The 20429-nt window shown below is 41.3% G+C and carries 16 protein-coding genes; 7 read left to right on the forward strand and 9 right to left on the reverse strand.

Annotation, left to right across the window (positions count from 1 at the left end):
* Positions 1-299: 299 nt before the first annotated feature.
* The 5 genes from HUX68_RS10615 to HUX68_RS10635 form a co-directional block, all read right to left on the reverse strand.
* Complete coding sequence (locus tag HUX68_RS10615) at positions 300-1301, reverse strand: proline racemase family protein (RefSeq protein WP_174614800.1); 1002 nt, start codon at positions 1299-1301, stop codon at positions 300-302.
* 367 nt (positions 1302-1668) lie between these two features.
* Positions 1669-2886, reverse strand: a complete 1218-nt coding sequence (locus tag HUX68_RS10620; protein ID WP_174614801.1) for an NAD(P)/FAD-dependent oxidoreductase — start codon at positions 2884-2886, stop codon at positions 1669-1671.
* The gene (locus tag HUX68_RS10625) at positions 2879-3217 is read right to left on the reverse strand and encodes a (2Fe-2S)-binding protein (RefSeq protein ID WP_174614802.1); all 339 of its coding nucleotides are present in this window, start codon (positions 3215-3217) and stop codon (positions 2879-2881) included. Before HUX68_RS10625 ends, HUX68_RS10620 begins: the two co-directional genes overlap by 8 nt.
* Positions 3214-3483, reverse strand: a complete 270-nt coding sequence (locus tag HUX68_RS10630) for a (2Fe-2S)-binding protein (RefSeq protein WP_174614803.1) — start codon at positions 3481-3483, stop codon at positions 3214-3216. The genes HUX68_RS10625 and HUX68_RS10630 overlap by 4 nt, the downstream gene beginning before the upstream one ends.
* Before the next feature lie 95 nt (positions 3484-3578).
* A complete protein-coding gene (locus HUX68_RS10635; protein WP_246206662.1) occupies positions 3579-5297 on the reverse strand; it encodes a sigma-54 interaction domain-containing protein in 1719 nt (572 codons plus the stop codon).
* A 271-nt stretch (positions 5298-5568) separates the two neighbouring features.
* Here HUX68_RS10635 and HUX68_RS10640 point away from each other — a divergent pair, with 271 nt between their 5' ends.
* Both HUX68_RS10640 and HUX68_RS10645 read left to right on the forward strand, forming a co-directional pair.
* Entirely contained in the window at positions 5569-7278 is a 1710-nt protein-coding gene (locus HUX68_RS10640) for a peptide ABC transporter substrate-binding protein (protein ID WP_174614804.1), read from the forward strand.
* Between the two features lie 46 nt (positions 7279-7324).
* Entirely contained in the window at positions 7325-8386 is a 1062-nt protein-coding gene (locus HUX68_RS10645) for a M24 family metallopeptidase (protein WP_174614805.1), read from the forward strand.
* A 215-nt stretch (positions 8387-8601) separates the two neighbouring features.
* Here the strand turns inward: HUX68_RS10645 and nhaC are convergent, their stop codons facing one another.
* Positions 8602-9993 carry a Na+/H+ antiporter NhaC gene (gene nhaC, locus HUX68_RS10650; protein WP_174616431.1) on the reverse strand — a complete coding sequence of 464 codons (1392 nt, stop codon included), beginning with the start codon at positions 9991-9993 and terminating at the stop codon, positions 8602-8604.
* A gap of 418 nt (positions 9994-10411) precedes the next feature.
* On the opposite strand from nhaC, the gene HUX68_RS10655 reads away from it, so the two are divergent.
* From HUX68_RS10655 to HUX68_RS10675, 5 genes are all read left to right on the forward strand, one after another.
* On the forward strand, positions 10412-11593 hold the full coding sequence (locus tag HUX68_RS10655) for an NAD(P)/FAD-dependent oxidoreductase (RefSeq protein WP_174614806.1): 1182 nt from the start codon (positions 10412-10414) through the stop codon (positions 11591-11593).
* Positions 11593-12615 carry a proline racemase family protein gene (locus HUX68_RS10660; RefSeq protein WP_174614807.1) on the forward strand — a complete coding sequence of 341 codons (1023 nt, stop codon included), beginning with the start codon at positions 11593-11595 and terminating at the stop codon, positions 12613-12615. Before HUX68_RS10655 ends, HUX68_RS10660 begins: the two co-directional genes overlap by 1 nt.
* A gap of 15 nt (positions 12616-12630) precedes the next feature.
* Entirely contained in the window at positions 12631-13551 is a 921-nt protein-coding gene (locus tag HUX68_RS10665) for a proline racemase family protein (RefSeq protein ID WP_174614808.1), read from the forward strand.
* Between the two features lie 234 nt (positions 13552-13785).
* Entirely contained in the window at positions 13786-14679 is an 894-nt protein-coding gene (gene dapA / locus HUX68_RS10670) for a 4-hydroxy-tetrahydrodipicolinate synthase (RefSeq protein ID WP_174614809.1), read from the forward strand.
* A 32-nt stretch (positions 14680-14711) separates the two neighbouring features.
* Entirely contained in the window at positions 14712-16199 is a 1488-nt protein-coding gene (locus HUX68_RS10675) for an aldehyde dehydrogenase family protein (protein ID WP_174614810.1), read from the forward strand.
* 23 nt (positions 16200-16222) lie between these two features.
* On the opposite strand, the gene HUX68_RS10680 is transcribed toward HUX68_RS10675, so the two are convergent.
* From HUX68_RS10680 to HUX68_RS10690, 3 genes are all read right to left on the reverse strand, one after another.
* A complete protein-coding gene (locus HUX68_RS10680) occupies positions 16223-17950 on the reverse strand; it encodes an IS1182 family transposase (RefSeq protein WP_246206663.1) in 1728 nt (575 codons plus the stop codon).
* A gap of 255 nt (positions 17951-18205) precedes the next feature.
* On the reverse strand, positions 18206-18676 hold the full coding sequence (gene tnpA, locus HUX68_RS10685; protein WP_174613099.1) for an IS200/IS605 family transposase: 471 nt from the start codon (positions 18674-18676) through the stop codon (positions 18206-18208).
* Between the two features lie 348 nt (positions 18677-19024).
* Positions 19025-20365 (reverse strand): purine-cytosine permease family protein, encoded by a 1341-nt coding sequence (locus tag HUX68_RS10690; protein ID WP_174614811.1) that lies wholly within the window; start codon positions 20363-20365, stop codon positions 19025-19027.
* Positions 20366-20429: the final 64 nt, after the last annotated feature.

A 20429-nucleotide genomic window follows, 5' to 3' on the forward strand; every position in this document is an offset into this window, starting at 1 on the left:
CACCCATGAATTATTGTTTAAAAGTCTATACACTCCATCTAATATATACAAAATGGTAAAGGAGCCTGGCGGTTATTGTGTAAGTGTAAATTCATCTGAGTACTGTACATCCTCATATCTAGTTAAAAAGTCCCTATCAAGGGAAAACCAACGCTATAATCTCCGGTTGCGGTTTAAACCAACCTTAAAATAATACGAATAAAATTCGGACCATTTTTTATTTAGCATCCTGTTATTCTCTTGCAAATCTTATGCCAATTATGATAATAAATAAAAATTCAGGTAAAATAGGAACCCTTTTATAGTAAAAACCCTTCCGGCATAATGTCCCTCTCGTCTACTACAAATTGATTGAAAGCGGTGATGCTCGCTGTACCTGATATCTTCGGTTTGACAGCTTCGAATGACTCCACTTCCGTTTCAGACAGCACTTCACTTTGAAATACACCACCCGTAATACTTTCATGAACAAAAGGTTCACCTTTTTTTAATTCACCGTTTGCATACAATAATGCTACTCTGGCACTTGTCCCCGTGCCACACGGGGAACGATCAATTTGATGATCGGCAAATATGGTTACATTTTTTAAATCAGCTTCTTTATTGGTGGGATTTCCCGAAAAAATAACACCGTAAATTCCATTTAAATCTTCCTGAAGCGGGTGCTTAACATCCAAATTTGCTTCGATATTATGTTTTATTTTCATACCTAGTGACTGCAAGTTCGGCAAAGATGCATTATCCAGCTGTAATTTTAGTTCAGCACTATCAATAATCGCGTAAAAAGCCCCACCAAATACAATATCAACAGTAAATGCCTTCCCATCTATATCTACTGGGAAATCTTTTTCATAAACAAAAGAAGCTACATTTTCAAATGAAACATCTATTACTCGTTGACCTTCACACCGTGCATAGGCAACTACTTGGCCAGCAGGACTGTCGATAGTAAATTTTCGCTGATTCCCCTCCACTGTAAAATGTCCGGTTTCAATTACCATCGTAACGACCGCAATAATACCGTGACCGCACATGGTACTCCAACCCTCATTATGTATAAACAATACACCAAAATCGGCTTGCTCTGTTGCTGGCGGCGTAATGATGCACCCATACATTCCATGGTGGCCCCTCGGCTCGTTCATTAACGTTTTCCGAAGGTCATCCAGGTGTTTTATACAATAGGATCTTTTCTCCGGTTGTGTCCCGCCTTTGATTGGCGGAATACCACTTGTGATAATCCGTAACGGTTCTCCCGCGACATGTAGATCAACAGTCGAAATAATTCGATTAAAGTCCAAATCTTTTACCTCCCCATATATTATCGCGTGTTTAAAAATTTCAGTTTATTTTTTGAAAGCGTTATCATATAATAATAGTAATTCAATTTTTTAAAAAGAAAGGAATGTACACCATGTATTCCATTGGAGAAAAAGTAATTCACCGGGTTTTTAAACTAAACGGACAAGTGACAAAAATAGATGATAAAACAGTTTCTATTCTTTTTAACAATGGATATTTTAGAGTGTTTCATCTTAAATCGTCCTATATGTATCTGAAAAGAACTTCTTAAAAATGAACATTTTACGCAGGAATGGAATGCTATGACTTATACCTTAATGAACACGAACATCACATCATTCCCGCACCATATTTAGCAGCCCGCTCTCATTTATTCAACACTGTACCAGTGATTGCTTCCCACTGTTCCTGAATAACTTTTCTTCCTTTCTTCACATCGGGATGAAACTGAATGTAAGCACTGTCTCTCGTTTGCTCAGTCAACTGTAAGGCATGGTTAAGTTCTTGAGTTAAACCGGAAACGCCAGCTTGCTTTGCTATCGAAAGACCTGCCGTTATCCCCTGTTTCATGGCTACCTTAGCACCTTCAATGCCAGTAATATTACCAGCCACGTATAATTGCTCAAGTGGTGTTTCCATATATTCATTGTGTATTGGAATATATCCACCTAACTCCTCCACTAAATAAAACGGACACCCGGCAACCGCAGCTAATTCAGCTAACGGGTACAACCCGCCGGCAATGCAAACAAAATCACATGTTAGATGTTCCTCACTGCCTTCAACCACATCTCCATTTGCATCAATCGTTGCCAGTTTAACGCCAGTAACGGTTTCGTCACCACAAATCTCAATGACGGCTTTTCGAAGCTGAATGGGAATATCCCACATTTTAAATCCTTTCTTCGGATAAAATGCGACACCAATCTTTTTCATAAATTCATTTTTCATTAATTTACTGCCATTACGAACAACAGTTGACGGGGCCATATGCGAAACATGAAGAAGGGAATCCATTACCTCCTTGGGCTGTGCTGCACTTTGGGTCATTTTATTCATTTTAGGCAATGTAAGACTGGCCACTTCCACCCCGGCAAGCTGCAATTCCATCGCAATGGCGGCAGACAGAACATTCACTCCAATGATGACACCACGATTTCCCGGTTTCACCCGATGAACATTTGTCATCACTTGGGCAGCACCGACTGACATCACGCCTGGGAGTGTCCAGCCTGGAACCGGAATTGGGGATTCGGCGGCGCCTGTTGCCAACAACAGATGAGCTGCATATAGCGTATTTTTTTCGGTATAAACAACCCAATACTCACCCTGTTTTTCGATGTTATTAACCGAGGTATTTAAATTAATCGCAACGTCTAAGTCGATTGCATGTTGATATAGACTTTCAGACTCCTTTATCCCGTTCCACCAAAATCCATTTGGCTCTTCATACAATTGTCCAAGCAGTCTTCCACCCGGTTTAAAATATTCATCTATTACCAGGGGAGCCAATCCTTTTTTAGCGCACGTAATTGCCGCCGACAAGCCCGCGGGACCAGCCCCGATTATAATAACATCATTCATGATCAGTCCTCCAATCTCTTACAGGCGTGGGGAGTTTTCCGCCGCTTTTCACGATCATTCCTTCTTGTAAAGGTGTCAGGCAGGCGCGAACACCTTGTTTACCATCAACCGTAACCCTGCATTCAAAACAATGCCCAATATTACAATATATCCCTCTTGGTGTACCGTTTTCCTCGTGATGGCGAAGCGTACGTATACCATTTGCAAGAAGTGCAGCGGCAAGTGATTCGTGTTTCAACCCCTTGTATTGTTTGTCATTAAATGTAAAAGAAACATAATCCTTTTCCTTTATTGCACCAAGTACCGGGTGATCTTCTATTCGCTGACTCATTCTTCCACCCTCCCTAAATCGCCAAAATGGATCGGACGAACTGGCGGCTGATACTTCAGAGATATTTGATTACGTTTTTTACTTTCGGCTTCCGATGCAACTTTATCAACTAAACTCCGGCATGTTCTTCCGCCGCAGTATCCCATTGATGCCCTTGTTCGAAGCTTTAGCTCTCGTGCAGAGCAATTATATTTGGAAGCAGTTTCGATTAATTCCTGATAGGTGACTTCTTCACATCTGCAAACAACCACATCTTTTTCTGTCAATTTAACCACTCCTATTCTGTATATCTCTTTTATATATGCAAAAATAGTGCCAAAAACGAAAATAAATCGTTTAAGGCACTATTTGTACATGATATTTATTTTAATCCCAACTTTTTTAACCGATTATAAAGCGTCGCTCTGGTTATTTGCAGATTTTCAGCACAGACGGCTTTATTCCCATTCACCTTGTCCAATTCTTTTGCAAGTATTTCCTTTTCAACTTCCTGCAGCCGCTCATTTAATGAACGTCCATTGTTTTCAGAAGAAATTTTGTGACTTCCGTTCACTCCATTGCCCGTTTTTGGCTCAAAAGGTAAGTCGTCCAATTTTATATCGCCATTCTCCGAAAAAACAATGAGCCGTTCCACAACATTTTTTAATTCCCGAATGTTGCCCGGCCACTGATATTGGAGCAGCGCTTGCATAACTTCTTGTGATATGCCGTGAATCGGCCGATGATATTTGATCGAAATTTCATTTAAAAAATAATGGGTTAACTCGATTATGTCTTCATGTCGTTTTCTTAGCGGCGGCACCTCAATACTTACGACATTCAGCCGATAATACAGATCCTCTCTAAATTTGCCTTCTTTAACCAATGCCTCTAAATCCTGATTGGTTGCAGCTACCAGCCTGAAGTCACCTTCTTTTTCCTTCGTTCCTCCTACTGAATAAAACCTGTTTTCCTGCAACAGACGGAGCATCTTCACCTGCATATCCAATGGCATTTCGCCAATTTCATCAAGAAGCAGCGTCCCTCCTTTGGCCAGTTCCACCTTTCCCTTCTTCCCCTTTTGACTTGCTCCGGAAAAGGCGCCTTTCTCATAGCCGAAAATTTCACTCTCAAACAACGGTTCCGGAATTGCACCACAGTTAATTGCCACAAATGGGGCATTTTCATTTTCGCGCATTGCATGAACTGCTTTTGCAAACATTTCTTTTCCGACTCCGCTTTCACCATAAATCAGAATGTTTGCATCGGTAGACGCTGCCTTTTTGAACTTTTGAATCGTTTTACGCAGAGGCTTGCTGTTACCGCGAATTTGAATAAACGGATTATCGGTAGAAGTTAATTTATTTACCTCTTTTTCCAAGTGAAACAATCGTTCAGTGGCATCATACAATTCCTGATTCAACTTAATTTGGCTTGTTATATCTGTCTCCGAAACGACCGCTCCTATAATTTCCTTCTCAAAATAAACTGGATTGGAGTTAATTAACACTACTTGTTTATCCCGCGCTTTATGCTGGTTATGATAAACCGAGGTACCATCCTTCAATGTATTCAACAGCTCTAAATGTTCCGGATTGAAAAAATCGGTAATCGGGTTCCCTAATATTTCTTCCTGTTTAATTGAAAAAACTTGTTCCGCCCCTTTTGTCCAGGCTAAAACGTTTTTATCACTGTCAATGACGGTGCAGGATTCATCAATGGTTTCCAAAATGGTGGAAATATATTTATACAGATATTGATAGGAAGTGTATAATTTTTTTGAAAGTTCCTGTGACGTTATATATCCCAGCAGCTGCTCTTCACTATTCTTTACAAGCGTATACGGATACTCCTCCAGCACATTAATGATATGACTCATTTCCTTATCAACCGAAGTTACTGCACATGGTAAATAGTGTACTCGGTTTTCTGAATATGTGAGACATTGAATATGTTCCTCTTTATCTTTTAGAAAAACCTGTTTCGGATATTCCGCTTTTACATTCGACTTTACTTCATGTTTTGCCAGACTCTCGTCATCCAGCAGGACAAAATTTTCATTAAGCATTTTTCTTAGATTTAAAAAAGTAGGAAAGTACATAAACAGCCCCCTCTATCTGTATAAAATCTTTAACACTTTTAAATTATTTTGACACAATCACGATTTACTTTCAACATTATTTTGAATTGTAGGGCAATATTAAATGGCACAAAATTTGCAAGTATATAGGAAACCAGCAAAAGGGGGATAGGCTTTGTATATTGATATAAACATTCCAGGGGTTACCGCAGCATAAACTTTCTTTACGCATACCCGTTTGAATCAACGAAGTGTCTGCGGTATAACAAACAAACTATTTGGGAGGATGGATATGAAAAAGAAAGCAAGGTCACTATTTATTCTGGCCGTCACACTCTTGTTAATCACTTTCCTTTACGCATGCAGCGGGAATGATTCAGAGGGCAGCACAAACAACAATCAGGAAAATGATCAATCCAAGCCCGCTAATAACAGCCAGCCTGCCCTGGCTGAGGATCAAGTCTTAAATCTGACGTCTTCGGCTGATTTTACTTCACTTGACCCGCATCACGCTTCAGATGCGCCATCATTTGATGCTCTGTATCAAATTCGATCGGGATTGGTCACGCTGGATAAAAACGGGGAAGTTGTTCCTGATATGGCTGCCTCATTACCAAAGGTCAGTAAGGATGGGACCGTTTATACATTTACGTTAAGGGATGATATCGTCTGGTCAAATGGGGATCCTGTAACAGCACAGGACTTCGTGTATTCGTGGCAAAGAGAAGTTGATCCGGAAACAGCAGGTGAATACGCGTTCATCTATATATCAGCCAATATCAAAAATGCAGCTGAAATTCGGGATAAAAACAGTAGCATGTACGGCGATAGAGAAAAAGTTGGCATTCAGGCTGTCAGTGATCGTAAATTGAAAATTACACTTGAAAAACCAACTCCTTACTTCCTAGACTTATTAACATTTCCGCCTTTTTATCCGTTAAATCAGGAATTTGTGGAAAAACAAGGCGATAAATTCGCCATGGAACCGGAAAACATGCTTTTCAACGGACCTTTTAAGTTACAAAAATGGAATCATGGCGTTGGCTGGACATTTGTCAAAAATGAAAAATATTGGAATGCTGATCAAGTCACACTGGAAAAAGTGAACTATAAAGTTTTAAAACAGCAAAACACCGCAGTAAATGTATATAAATCCGGCAGTCTCGATTTTTTAAAACTAAGCTCTGACTATATTCAGCTCTTCGAAGACAGCGGTGAACTCCATACAGGTGAACTAACAGCGGAGATTAACTTTATTCGATTAAACCAACAGCATGAGGCACTCGCAAATGAAAATATTCGTGATGCCATTTATAATTCCATTAACCGGGAAGGGCTCGTGGACGTCTTGGTGAAAACGGGTGCAGAGCCTGCCAGATATGTGGTACCGAAAAACTTTGCTACAGGACCGGATGGGAAAGATTTTCGTGCAAAGAACCCATCAATTAATAAAATGTCATTGGAAGAAGCGCAACAATCCTGGAAAAAAGGACTTCAGGAAATCGGCAAAGAAAAAGTGGAAATCGGATTGATGATTGGTGATACAGATACAAACGCAACAATAGCCGAATTTTACGCCAATCAAATGGAAGAAAACTTACCAGGACTGACGGTAACCATCAACAGGCAGCCTTACCAATCACATTTGGAGCTTGAAGGAAACAGAAAATATGATATGTCAAAATGGGGATGGCTGCCGGATTATCGCGATCCTATGACATTTCTTGATTTATGGGTTACAGGCGCTCCCTTCAACCGGACAGGATACTCCAATCCGGAGTTTGATGCACTGATTAAGAAAGCCAAAAACCTCGGTAATAAACCAAAAAAACGCTGGGAATTGCTGCAAAAAGCAGAAAAAATCCTATTGGAGGATGCAGCAATTGTACCAACCCATCAAGCTGCATCGGCCTATGTCAAGAAGCCTTATGTTAAAGATATAATTGTCCGGAATTATGGTCCGACAGTTGACTGGACATATGCCCGTGTCCTGAAGCATTAAAGCATTTTCAGACCAATTTCTCTTCATGGTTAGGGAGGAACAATAAATGGAAAAGATTAATAAACTAAGAGATCAATTTGATGATTTGGGGATCGACGGTATTCTGATTACCAACGATCAAAACCGCCGATACATGACCGGTTTTACTGGAACAGCCGGCATTGTACTTATCTCAAAATCAGAAGCTAAACTGATCACCGACTTTCGTTATGTAGATCAGGCAAAGACACAAGCTAAGGATTTTGAAATTGTTTTACATGAAAAAAGAACAATTGATGAAATTGATAAACAGGTCGCTTCCTCGAATATTACAAGACTCGGCTTTGAGGAAAATCATGTAACCTATGGCATGTTCAAAAAGTTTAATGAACATATTCATGCGAAGTTAGTTCCAACAACAGAGGTAATTGAAGAATTTCGGATGGTAAAAAGCGAAGATGAGATCAACGCCATCCAAAAAGCCGCTGACATTGCAGATGAAACTTTTTCCCGGATTATAGACTATATTCGTCCCGGAGTCACAGAGATGGATGTTAATCATGAGTTGGAATCCATCATGCGAAAACTCGGAGCCGCGTCCTCTGCTTTTGACATTATCGTTGCTTCCGGAATCCGCTCTTCTTTACCGCATGGTGTAGCCAGTGACAAAGAAATTGAAAAGGGAGACATGGTCACACTTGATTTCGGGTCTTATTATCAGGGCTATCGCTCAGACATCACCAGGACGGTAGCTGTTGGCAAACCGGATAGTGAGCTGGAAAAGATTTATTCTGTTGTCCGGGAGGCTTTATCACGTGGAGCGGAAGGGTTGAAACCGAATATAACTGCGCCTGAAGTTGATGCGTTGCCCCGTGATTACATTACTGCACAAGGATATGGTGACTATTTCGGACATGGCACTGGCCACGGCATTGGGCTGGACATTCATGAAGAACCTTTCTTCTCCAAAAGTTCTGATAAGGTGACCAGGCCTGGCATGGTCGTCACAATCGAACCCGGTATCTATATCCCTGATCTTGGCGGAGTGAGAATCGAAAACGACTATGTCGTGACATCTGAAGGCAATGAGGCACTCTCCAAATCAACAACGGAGTTAATCGTACTGTAACTCTCGGCTTGCGCGATGGGCGCGGGTTTGCACGTTTTAGAGGTGAGTTCGCACGTTTGGGCGAGGAGTTCGCACGTTTGGGTGGAGTTTCGCACGTTTCAGCGAGACTTCGCACGTTTGAGCAAGGAGTTCGCATGTTTCAGCGGCACTTTGCACGATCGCATACCGAAACATATACAAAAGCCGCCTCCACTTATTGTAGAGGCGGCTTCTTTTTATGCAGATTTATGATCTGATTTCCCTTTCTTTTTATCTGAATTAAAAAAGAACCAGCCCATATATCCATAAAAAATCGTAATAGCAATTCCGACAAAACCGAACCACAGGAATGGCAGGTAAGCAAGCGTCGAAACACCAAGCACTGTCGACATATAAATCCCGCCATCTGACCAAGGTACCATTGGAGTTGTAACGGTTCCGCCGCCTTCTGTATTCCGTGACAATACACGGCGGTCTATATTCCTGTCGTCATACAGGTCTTCAGTCATTTTTGTTCCTGTAATATTGGATACATAGGCAGCACTTCCAAATAGGTTACCTAGGAATCCAGAAAACATTGTTGCAAGTGTTAGTCTACCAGTACTTTCTTTAACCCATCCTTCAAATAAATTACTGAATGCACGCAGTATCCCCACCTGATCAAGCAGTCCACCTAAACCAAGTGCCATTAAAATAAGTGCAATAACGCCAAGCATGGACACAATGCCGCCGGAGTTCAGCAGCGAATCAATAAATTCAACACCGGAAGAAATATCAACAACACCATTATAAGCAGTTTTAATTGCTGCAACGGCAGTCATCCCCTGGAATAATGCTGCCCATACAGCACCAAGAAGTGCCCCCAGCGAAATGACCGGAATGGCTGGTTTTCCCATTGCGAGTAATGCGATAACAACAGCAGCCGGAATCAAAATATACCAATGAATATTAAACGTTTCACTTAACGCCGCCTCTACAGCCTGAGCTTGTGATAAATCTCCATCATGATTAACGTAAAAGAACCCGACAAGTGTAAAAAGAATGCCAGTGATTAGTAATGTCGGAATACTGACGGGAATCATTCCTTTTACATGTTCAATTACATTTACTTTTGAAAGTGATGCGGTTAAATTGGTGGTGTCTGACAATGGAGACAATTTATCGCCAACATATGCACCGGATATAACGGAACCCGCCACTAAAGGTAATGGAATGCCAAAACTGGCCCCTATTCCCATCATGGCAATCCCGGCCGTACCCGCAGTCCCAAACGATGTACCGGTAGCAAGGGATGTAATCGCACAAATAATCATTGCGGCCACCAGAAAGATAGTCGGATTTAAAATTTGTAATCCGTAATATATCAATGAAGGGACAATTCCCCCGGCGATCCAGGTTCCAATTAGTGCACCAACGGTAAATAGGATAAGTGTTGCTTCAAGCCCATTATAGATCCCTTTCATAATCGAATCTTGTAAATCCTGGTAGGAATGCTTCAATTTCAACCCCAGTCCGATGATAATAAACCATGTTGCAAACAAACCCAATTGAATTGGTATAGAAAAGACAGCGACAGACAAGGACATAATTAGTAGAAATACAATCAATACAAGAAACACTTCATACATTTTTGGTTTTTGCGGATTCAAATTAGTTCCTCCTTTTTTTAATACCCATAACTTTCAGATTCCACTTGATAACGTTTTCAAAAAAAGCCCGAACACCCCCTCTATGATTTTAAATAAACCTAAATACAACTCATAAGTCATAAAGTTGTGATTTTAAATCTCACTCAAATTTTCAACAAATTTTCTATTATACCTGCTTGCAAAAATCATGCCACTATAACTGAGATGAAATACAGCGATTATTTTAGCAATCCATGCATCTGCTCATCCTTTCAACTGTAAAAAATAATTGACACTTTAAAATATTTTTTACACATATTTTATTGATCTCATCATTTGCGTGGGCATTTCTGTACTATTTTGTTGGCATGCAATTTGCATGTATTGATTATGAAACCGTTATAAAGGAGGTACGCCTTTGAAGAACGCAATACATCAAGACATTGTAATCATAGGCGGGGGAATTATGGGAGGGGCGATTGCCCACTATTGTGCAAAAGCAGGCCTCGACGCAGCTGTTCTGGAAAAAAAAGAACTGGCAAGCGGAACCTCTTCCCGATGTGATGGAAACATCCTGGCAATTGATAAAGATCCCGGTTTCGACAGTCAAATGTCGCTTAAAAGCCAGCAATTGGTTCATGAATTACATCAGGAACTGGACATTGACTTTGAGTACCGAAATCCCGGAAGTATTCTCGTTTGTGAAAACGATAATGAAATGGATGCTGCCAGTAAGTGGGTGCAGCAGCAACAGGATGCAGGTCTGGATTTTAGTATGCTGGACCGGGAAGATTTATGGAACGAATCAAAATACTTCGCTGATGACTTGTATGGGGGCCTGGAATGCAAAACAGACTCCACCGTTAATCCGTATATGCTGACATATGCCTTGTTCCATAGTGCAGAACAAAATGGGACCAGCATTTATACACATACCGAAGTAAAAAACGTCTCCAAAGACAGCGATGGACAATTTGTGATTGAAACGAATCAAAACACTTTTACAGCCAAAAAGGTGGTTAATGCCTGCGGTGTCTGGGCGCCAGCAATTGGTGAAATGCTCGGGGTAAATATCCCTATCAAACCGAGAAAAGGCCAATTAATTGTAGCCTCCAGAGAACGGCCTGTGGGACTTCGGAAAGTCATGGAATTCGGCTATCTGATTTCAAAGTTCGGCGGAGAACGAATGGTCGATGCCATGACAGAAAAATATGGTGTTGCCTTAGTATTTGAACCGACCGAAAGCCAAAATTTTCTCATTGGTAGCAGCCGGGAATTTAACGGATTTGATCTTAATGTAAATCAGGATGTGACACGTTACATTGCCAAAAGAGCTGTGCGATTCTATCCGAAAATGGCCGATATGACGGTAATTAGAACATATGCCGGACTTAGGCCATGGACGGCGGATCATCTGCCGATTGTTTCACATGTTGATGAAGTACCAGGTTTTTATATAGCAGCTGGTCATGAAGGAGACGGCATCAGTCTGGCAGCCATTACCGGAAAAATAATCGAGGAAATGATATCCGAAAAAGAACTGTCGATTCCAATTGAAGCATTACGCCACAGCCGGTTTACAGAAAGGGTGTTGAGTTAATGAAACTTAACCGGTTATTTACCACAATCGATACACACACAGGCGGGAATCCGACCAGAACTGTTCTGAGCGGGCTGCCGGAATTAGAAGGAAATACGATGTCGGAAAAAATGCTGTACATGCAAAAGCACTATGACTGGATTCGAAAATTTTTAATGAACGAACCAAGAGGTCATGATGTCATGTCAGGGGCATTGATGGTTAATCCGTGTCACCCTGAAGCGGATATCGGTGTAATTTACATTGAGACTGGGGGATATCTGCCCATGTGCGGTCACGATACGATTGGATTCTGTACGGCGCTTGTCGAAGCCGGTCTGATTGAGATAACCGAACCGTACACCAACATCAATCTGGATACACCGGCTGGACTCGTTCGCGTAAAAGTTAAAGTGGAAAACAGAAAAGCTGTGGAGGTTACCTTTGCAAATGTCCCGTCTTTCTTACTGAAAACTGTTGAAATAGATGTGAAAAGTGTCGGTCCCATTACGTGTGAAATTGCATACGGCGGCAATTTTTACGGGATTATCGATGCACGAAAACTGGGATTGGAACTCATTACCGATAACGCATCCACGATTATCGATAAGGCGATTACGATACGAAATGCCATTAATAAACAGGTGGAAATTTCGCATCCTGAACAGCCTTTTATAAACGGGCTAACTCATATTGAATTCTACACCGATCCAGTCCATGCGGATGCTGACTTGAAAAACACAGTTGTCGTGCCGCCCGGCGGGATTGACCGCTCCCCTTGTGGAACCGGAACTTCGGCCAAACTTGCAACGATGTACCATCATGATGATATTAAACAGGATGAACTATTTGTCTATGAAAGTATTGTCGGCACCCTTTTTAAAGCGAAAATACTGGAAACGACAACGATAAAGGATTATGAAGCGGTTATTCCTGAAGTTACCGGCTCCGCATGGGTCATGGGGATGCATCGGTTTTTTTACAATGAAAAGGACCCGTTGGCGGAAGGATATTTACTCATTCCACCCATGGCAGGTCACTAGAAAGGAGGTATACAAATGGAAGTTGAAAAAATGTTTTCCAGTATTGATACACACGTTGCGGGAGAAGCTTTCCGGATAATTATTTACTCCCCTATTACCTTGGATGCCGGCGTTATGAAATTAAATCGAGACGCCATCGAGCAAAAGTTTAAGCGTGAAAAAGAATTACTGTTAAATGAGCCACGAGGATATCAGGGGATGACCGGATGTATCGTGTTGCCTTCTGAGATTGCTGATTATGCGTGTCTTTTTGTTCATCATGATAACGGTACCCAGTTCACATACAGTGGTCTAGCTGCTACCGTGACAGCGTTGCTGGAGACCGGCAACATTGACAAAAAAGAAAATAACGTGTATCACATTGAAACCGTTCACGGCACCTATTCAATTGATGCCACGTTTGAACAGCAGGAAGTCACGATGACCCGTTTCGAAAACGATGAAAATCAGATTCTGGAAATCAACGAAACATGTAAAGCTGTTCAAATTGATCAGTCACGAAACTATCTGATTTATAATTTGCCGCCATCCATACCCGGTATTGCCATAGAAAACCTGTCCCCCATTATAAAATGGGGAAACAAAACTGTTTCGGCAATGCGGGAGAAACAAGCATTTGACGGCATTATCCTGACCGAACCGATTTCCATACAAAATCATGCTGAAGTTCGTTCGGTCACATTTAAGAAGGATGGAACCATTCTTAGGTCTCCAGGGGCAGATAGTACGTTTGCGATATTCCAGTTATTGTTACATGAGTACCCTGATATAACAACGCTTACGAACCGAAGTATTTTCGAAAGTACGCTGACCGCATCATTGGCTGAAGGAACCAAGCATCGTTTTTCAATGGAAACACAAGCATTTGTTACGGGAATTCATCAATTTATTTATGATCAAACAGATCCGCTTGAGAATGGATTTTTATTGAAGTAAGGAATACCGAATATTGCGCGAGAATCACCTGGTATCGCGCAACAATTATCCAAATTCGCGCGGTGATCCCTAATTTCGCGCAACAACCACCTGGTATCGCGCAAGGCGCAACGAATATCAAGCGGTAAGCACGCTAAATATGAGATAAGTGAACATGCCGATTAACTTATGCAGTGAAATGTTCATACAAGTCTCATTTGCATACAAAACTTTTTAATTTAGGAGGAATTACAAATGGCATTATTAGAAGGAGCATTTCCGGTACTTGCAACACCAATGCACCATGATGAAACAGTTGATTATGAGGGATTAAAGCAAAATATCGAGCATTATATCAACTTAAACGTAGCAGGCATCATCGTTAACGGAAGTACCGGTGAGTTCGTCAGCCTAACAAAAGAGGAGAAATTCAAACTCATGGAGACAGCTGCTGAACAGGTGAACGGACGCATTCCGCTTGTTATCGGTACGGCAGCTGAAACGACCGCAGACGCTGTGGAATATACGAAAAAGGCCGAAACCGTTGGAGCAGATGCTGCCCTATTAATCAACTCATATTATGCACATCCAAAAGATAACGAAATCTATGAACATTTTAAAACAGTTGCTGAATCCGTATCACTACCAGTCATGATTTATAATAACCCATTCACTTCCGGGATTGATATTGATACGGAAACCATTTTACAAGTAGGACGTGACGTTGAAAATATCACACACGTCAAAGAGTCAAGTGGAGAAATCCGGAAAGTTCGGGATATCGCAAGACAAGGCGGCAATTCTATCATACCATTTTGCGGATCAGATGACCTTGTACTTGAATCCTTTCTGGTTGGAGCAACCGGCTGGGTTTCAGTAGCCGGAAATATTGTACCTGAACTGGCAACTGACCTCTATACAACATTTAAAGAAGGCGATTTAAACAAAGCCTGGGAAATCTATGATCAAATCCTGCCACTCTGCAACTTCCTGGAGGATTCCGGAAAATATGTACAAATTGTCAAACGTGGTCTGGAGCTGCAAGGGCTGGCGGGAGGACCTTCACGCAAACCACGGCTGCCGCTGACAAATAAGGAAGAAGAAACATTGAAAACAATTTTAAATGAATTACAGGCTGTTAATCAGTAACCAAAACTAAACTTTTAGGAGGTATTTTGTTAATGGCTACAAAAGAAATGGTGTTGAAACCGAAAGTGGAAAAATTTTTACAAGGTGTTAAAGGACTTTATGTTAACGGAGAGTATGTGCAATCCACGAGTGGTAAAACATTCGATGTATTGAATCCGGCAACCGAAGAAGTTATTGCCCAAGTAAGCGAAGCACAAGAAACAGACATTGATACTGCTGTCGAGGCTGCCAAAAAGGCATTTGACGAAGGTGAATGGACGAAAATGGAAGCGGCGGAACGTTCACATCTGATTTATAAATTTGCCGATTTACTCGAAGAAAACCGTGAAGAACTTGCACAACTTGAAGCCCTGGATAACGGAAAACCATACGAGGTGGCACTCGAGGACGATGTTGACGGCACCGTCCAGCATTTCCGTTATTATTCCGGATGGGCTACAAAAATAACAGGAAAAACGGTCAACGTGTCCCCTGATTATTTTAATTATATTGTACATGAGCCGGTAGGTGTTGTCGGCCAGATCATCCCATGGAACTTTCCACTCGCCATGGCCGGATGGAAACTTGGTTCCGCCCTTGCTGTAGGATGTACCATAGTCATTAAACCGGCGACCGAAACACCATTATCACTGCTTTACGCTGCACAATTGTTCAAGGAGGCAGGATTCCCGGATGGTGTTGTCAATGTTGTTCCCGGTGCTGGCAGTGTAGCGGGAGAAGCGATTATTACGCATAAAGATGTGGCGAAAGTTGCTTTCACCGGCTCCACAGGTACTGGAAAAAATGTCATGCAAAAGGCTGCTGATGACATTAAAGGAATTACGCTGGAACTCGGCGGAAAATCACCAAGCATTATTTTTGACGACGCAAACATGGAAGAAGCAATTGAAGGATCACTCGACGGCACCATGTACAACCACGGCCAAAACTGCAGCGCCTGCACACGTCTCTATGTTCAGCGTGATCATTATGACGAGGTAGTCGATGCGATTGCCGAACGGGCCAAAGCTATTAAACTCGGACCAGGCATGGATGCTGAAACCGAAATGGGGCCGCTGATTTCAGCTAAGCAGCAGCAAACTGTTCTCGATTATATTGATAAAGGTAAAGCTGAAGGAGCGCGCCTCGTGGCAGGAGGCAAAAAGGCATTCGACAAAGGCTATTTCGTCGAACCAACTGTCTTCGCTGATGTTGAGGATGATATGACCATTGCACGGGAAGAAATATTCGGGCCAGTTATCGCCATATTTCCATTTGATTCAGAGGAAGAAGTTGTGAAGCGTGCAAACGACAGTGAGTATGGCTTAGCAGCAAGCGTTTGGACGGAAAATATTCGTAAAGGACACCGCCTTTCCGGAAAACTGCAGGCAGGTACTGTATGGGTTAACGATTTCGGCCTTGAATTAGAGACCATGCCTTTTGGCGGCTACAAGAAATCCGGAGTAGGCCGCGAGATGGGCGGCGAATATGGTTTAGCTAATTACACGGAAGTGAAAAGTGTATTGGTTAAAATAAAGTGATTCACCCAATTATTGAACAGCTGCTAATATAGTGATGAGAGTCCTGGTAAATGAAGTTTTGCAAAATCAAAAGAGGCTGGGACATAACTAGCCAAAAATAACTTAAAAATGGTTCCGATCATCGATTGTTGGTGATCGGAACCATTTTGATTTGGATTATTTTTATGATCTGTTGGTTGATTTACGTTCATGGCAGTGTACTTTCGCAAGTTCACCGCCATGAATGCAAATCCTAATTCATTTTCCACTTTCTCTTTGCCCCGTACAGAAAAACGGGTGAAACGCAAATTAGCCTTCAAGAATCCGAAGACTGGTTCCACCTCAATTTTACGTTTACCGTAAATTTCACCAGTTTCTTTTTCCGAAAGCTGTTGTCTCGTATATGCTTTTTGTTGCTCCCACTTTTGGTTATAATAAATTCTTCGGTTATGGCCTTCCTTTGCTTTGGTGCATTGGGATCGTAACGGACAACCGGAACAGTCTTCACATTCATAAACTTTAAATGTCCTTGTATAACCATATCGGTCTGTTCGGTTGGACATATAGCGGAAGGTTAATCTTTTACCATTCGGACAGGTAAAGGTATCATTTTCCTCGCTATATTCCCAATTGGCTACATTAAAGGCGTTTTCCTTATATTTCTTTTTCTTCTCTTTACGGTATTGGTTATACGTAATCAGTGGCGTGCGTTTCCGATTCTCGATGACGTCTTCGTAGTTTTGTTCACTTCCATAGCCTGCGTCAGCGACAATATACGTCGGTAGCTTAAAGAAACGTTCCTCGATATGATCCAGAAAAGGAATGAATGTACGTGTATCTGTCGGGTTTGGAAACACATCATAAGCGAGCGCATATTGTCCTTCTGTCGCAAGTTGCACATTATAGCCTGCTTTCAGTTGGCCATTTCTCATATGGTCATCTTTCATTCGCATAAACGTGGCATCATGATCTGTCTTGGAGTAACTGTTGCGTGTTCCGAAGGTTTCCATGTCCTGCTGGTATTTCTGTTTGCGTGCCACGTAATCCTTAAATTGTTTACGATATTGTTTCGGTGTTTTGCGTTCGGAGCGAAGCCGTTTCCGTTCGCTTCCATCTTCACTTGCTTCGATTTTTTTATTATAGGCTTCAACGTTCTCATCCAGCTTTTCGACTACTTTTTCGAGCTCATCGGTAGATAGCTCATCTGCGCTTTCCCGTTCGATTTCCGGAATAATTTCTTTTTCCAATAGTTCATCATACATCTGGTTGGACTTCTCCACCAAATTGGCACTGTATTTTTCAATCGCTTTACGCCAAACAAATGTATACTTATTGGCATTCGCTTCGATTTTGGTTCCGTCCATAAAAATCGCTTCTTCATCTATCTGTTCTTCCTGTACAAGCTGACAACGAAATTGCACGAAGCACTGACGCAATAGTTCTTTGACCTCTGGATGAACACGGAATCGATTGATGGTGCGATAACTCGGCTCATATCCCTGGGCTAACCACATCATACGTACACTATCGTTCAGTAATCCTTCCACCTTTCTGCCAGAGAAAACAGATTGCGTGTAAGCACATAAAATAATTTTCATCATCATGCGTGGATGATAAGCTGGACAACCAGTGTCACGTAAAAAGTTAATGAATGCATCATCCGGAATAGCTTCCACTATGTCATTCACAGCGTAAGCAATATCATCTTCTTGAAGTTTTATTTCTAAATCTAACGGCAAAACCACTTGATTCATGTTATAATGTTTAAACATAAGGACACCTCCGATGATTATTGTGTGGTTACTTTAATTTTATCAGAAGGTGTCCTTTTTGTTTATTAAAAGCAAAAAAATAAGCGTGGTCTTTCCACTTAATGGTGGAGACCACGCTTATTCTATTTTACTGGGTTTTGTCCCAGCCTCTTTGCTCTGCGGCTGAAAGCCTCTATTACCGGCCTCGGCCTAAAAGGCCCACTGAATGGTTTTCCCTTTTGCACCACACTCACTCGCTGATTCTAAAAGAATCCCTTATTTCTTTTTATTTTTCTTCCCCGTGAAAGGGTCGTATTCTTCAAATAAAGTTAACTGATCGCTCATATAGTCTTCTCTGAGCTGATTCCGTATATATTCTTGAATTTGATTTCTATTCCTTCCCACCGTATCTACAAAGAAGCCTCGACACCAGAATTTGCGGTTGCCATATCTATATTTTAAATTGGCGTGACGGTCAAAAATCATTAAACTACTTTTCCCTTTTAAATATCCCATAAATTGGGACACACCCAACTTTGGTGGTATACTGACTAACATATGAATGTGATCTTTGCATGCATTTGCTTCATGGATTTCAACATTTTTTCTTTCGCAAAGCTCCCTTATTATTTCTCCTATACTTTTTTTATATTTTCCATATATAATTTGCCTTCTATATTTTGGTGCAAAAACAAGATGATACTTACATCTCCACTGGGTATGTGCTAAACTATTCTTGTCCTTCATTGGACATGCCTCCCTATATGGCGAGATTTGGTGGTCGGGAAACCAACCTTATCTTACCATGAAGAGAGGCATTTTTTTGATCCCACGCTGGAAGCTCTCTGGAACCCCCGGCATAGCCAGGGGTTTTCAAAGACATCAATAAACGAAGATACCCACCTGACATTCAAAGGTGGGTATCTTCATTTCATTTATGGACAAAGGTCGTGTCAAATTAAAGTAAAGATAACTAACTCACTTCGACTTTCACCAACACTTGTGAAATCAACTTATAGTTAAGCAAAAGATATTACAATTTCTAATCAGGTCACTTTTCACTACTATCGCTTAAACACTGTAAATAACACATGACTAGCTAGTTCCAATTTTGGTATTATTTGTTTCCTCCGATTCAAGTTCGGTAAATTGGTCAGGAGACACTTTACCTTTTATTTTCATTGCAACCAAATAAACAATTCCAGATCCAATAAGAGACTGTACCGCTGGCAGACCAAAAGGTGTAACATACTGTGTGATATAACCTAGTACGGTACCAAACACCAACGCAATTGTGGCCATCCAATTCCAACCATTATTATCTTCCCAGGTACGTTTCCGTATAAAGAAGAAATCCACCATCATTACACCGGCTACAGCTGGGTATATTAAAGCTGTTAAATACAAAAAGTCCATAAAATAATCAAGAATTCCTGCCAATGCTACAATAATTGCGACTAAAGTTCCACCTAATGTAAGAAGTGCCCTTCCTTTGTTTGAATTGACGTTTAGCATATTTGACAGAGCCAATCCCATGCTGTAATTATTAACTAATTGACTTGTCCATGTTGCAAACCACAAGATTAAAAATCCCCAAATTGGAAAACCCAAGCCTAGCATGACATTCACAATATCGGCATCTCCAACACCAACAGACATGATAGAACCAACTAAAAACAATGGGAAACCTACTAAAACAATTCCAGTCGGTATCAGAATATTATCTTTAATCTTAGGTTTTGCATATCGTGTATAATCAGCAGCGATAACCCACTGTGATACGTTTGCACCAATTACCAGACTGATAGCCCCAAGTATTCCTATTGATGGCTCCGGATCCCAACTGGTAATCGTTTCAAAACCGGTATTTTTCAATGCATAAAAGATTCCTGCTGCTATTAAAAGTAGACCAGCCGGAACAGCAATGTAATCGGTCCATTTCATAGAGGCATACCCTATTATTGAAGGAATAGCAAAAAGAAGCCCTGCAACGATTGTAATAATTGCCCACAATCCCCACTGCGTAGTATAATCAATTCCAAACATAGCGGAAATTGCATTACCCGCTACAGAGGTTTGAACTGCCCACCATCCAAGGGAAACAATAAAAATAGTAAGTCCAACTATGAAACGGGCTTGAGTAGAACCAAAACTAGTTCTTGCAACAACCGAAGAAGAACGTCCTGTCTTGGCGCCAATATATCCCTGTAATGCATTTCCGGCCCATTGAATACCAAATAAAGCAATAACTAAAATAAAGAATATTTCAGTTATACCATAACTGCCTGCTAAGGTTGCCCCTACCATAAGCACGGGAATAGTAAATTCTAAACCTCCAAAAATCATGGCAGGCGTAATCCAGTGTTGTCTTTGATTTTCCGGAACTGCCTGCAACGCTTCGTCTTTTTCAATACTTTTTCTTTTTGTTTCGTCCATTCTAACCTCTCCTTTTCTGTATTGCCTCACACCCACATATCGGAAAATTCAGTAAAATTTTGAT

Source organism: Virgibacillus ihumii, from assembly GCF_902726655.1.
Taxonomy (GTDB): Bacteria; Bacillota; Bacilli; order Bacillales; family Amphibacillaceae; genus Lentibacillus; species Lentibacillus ihumii.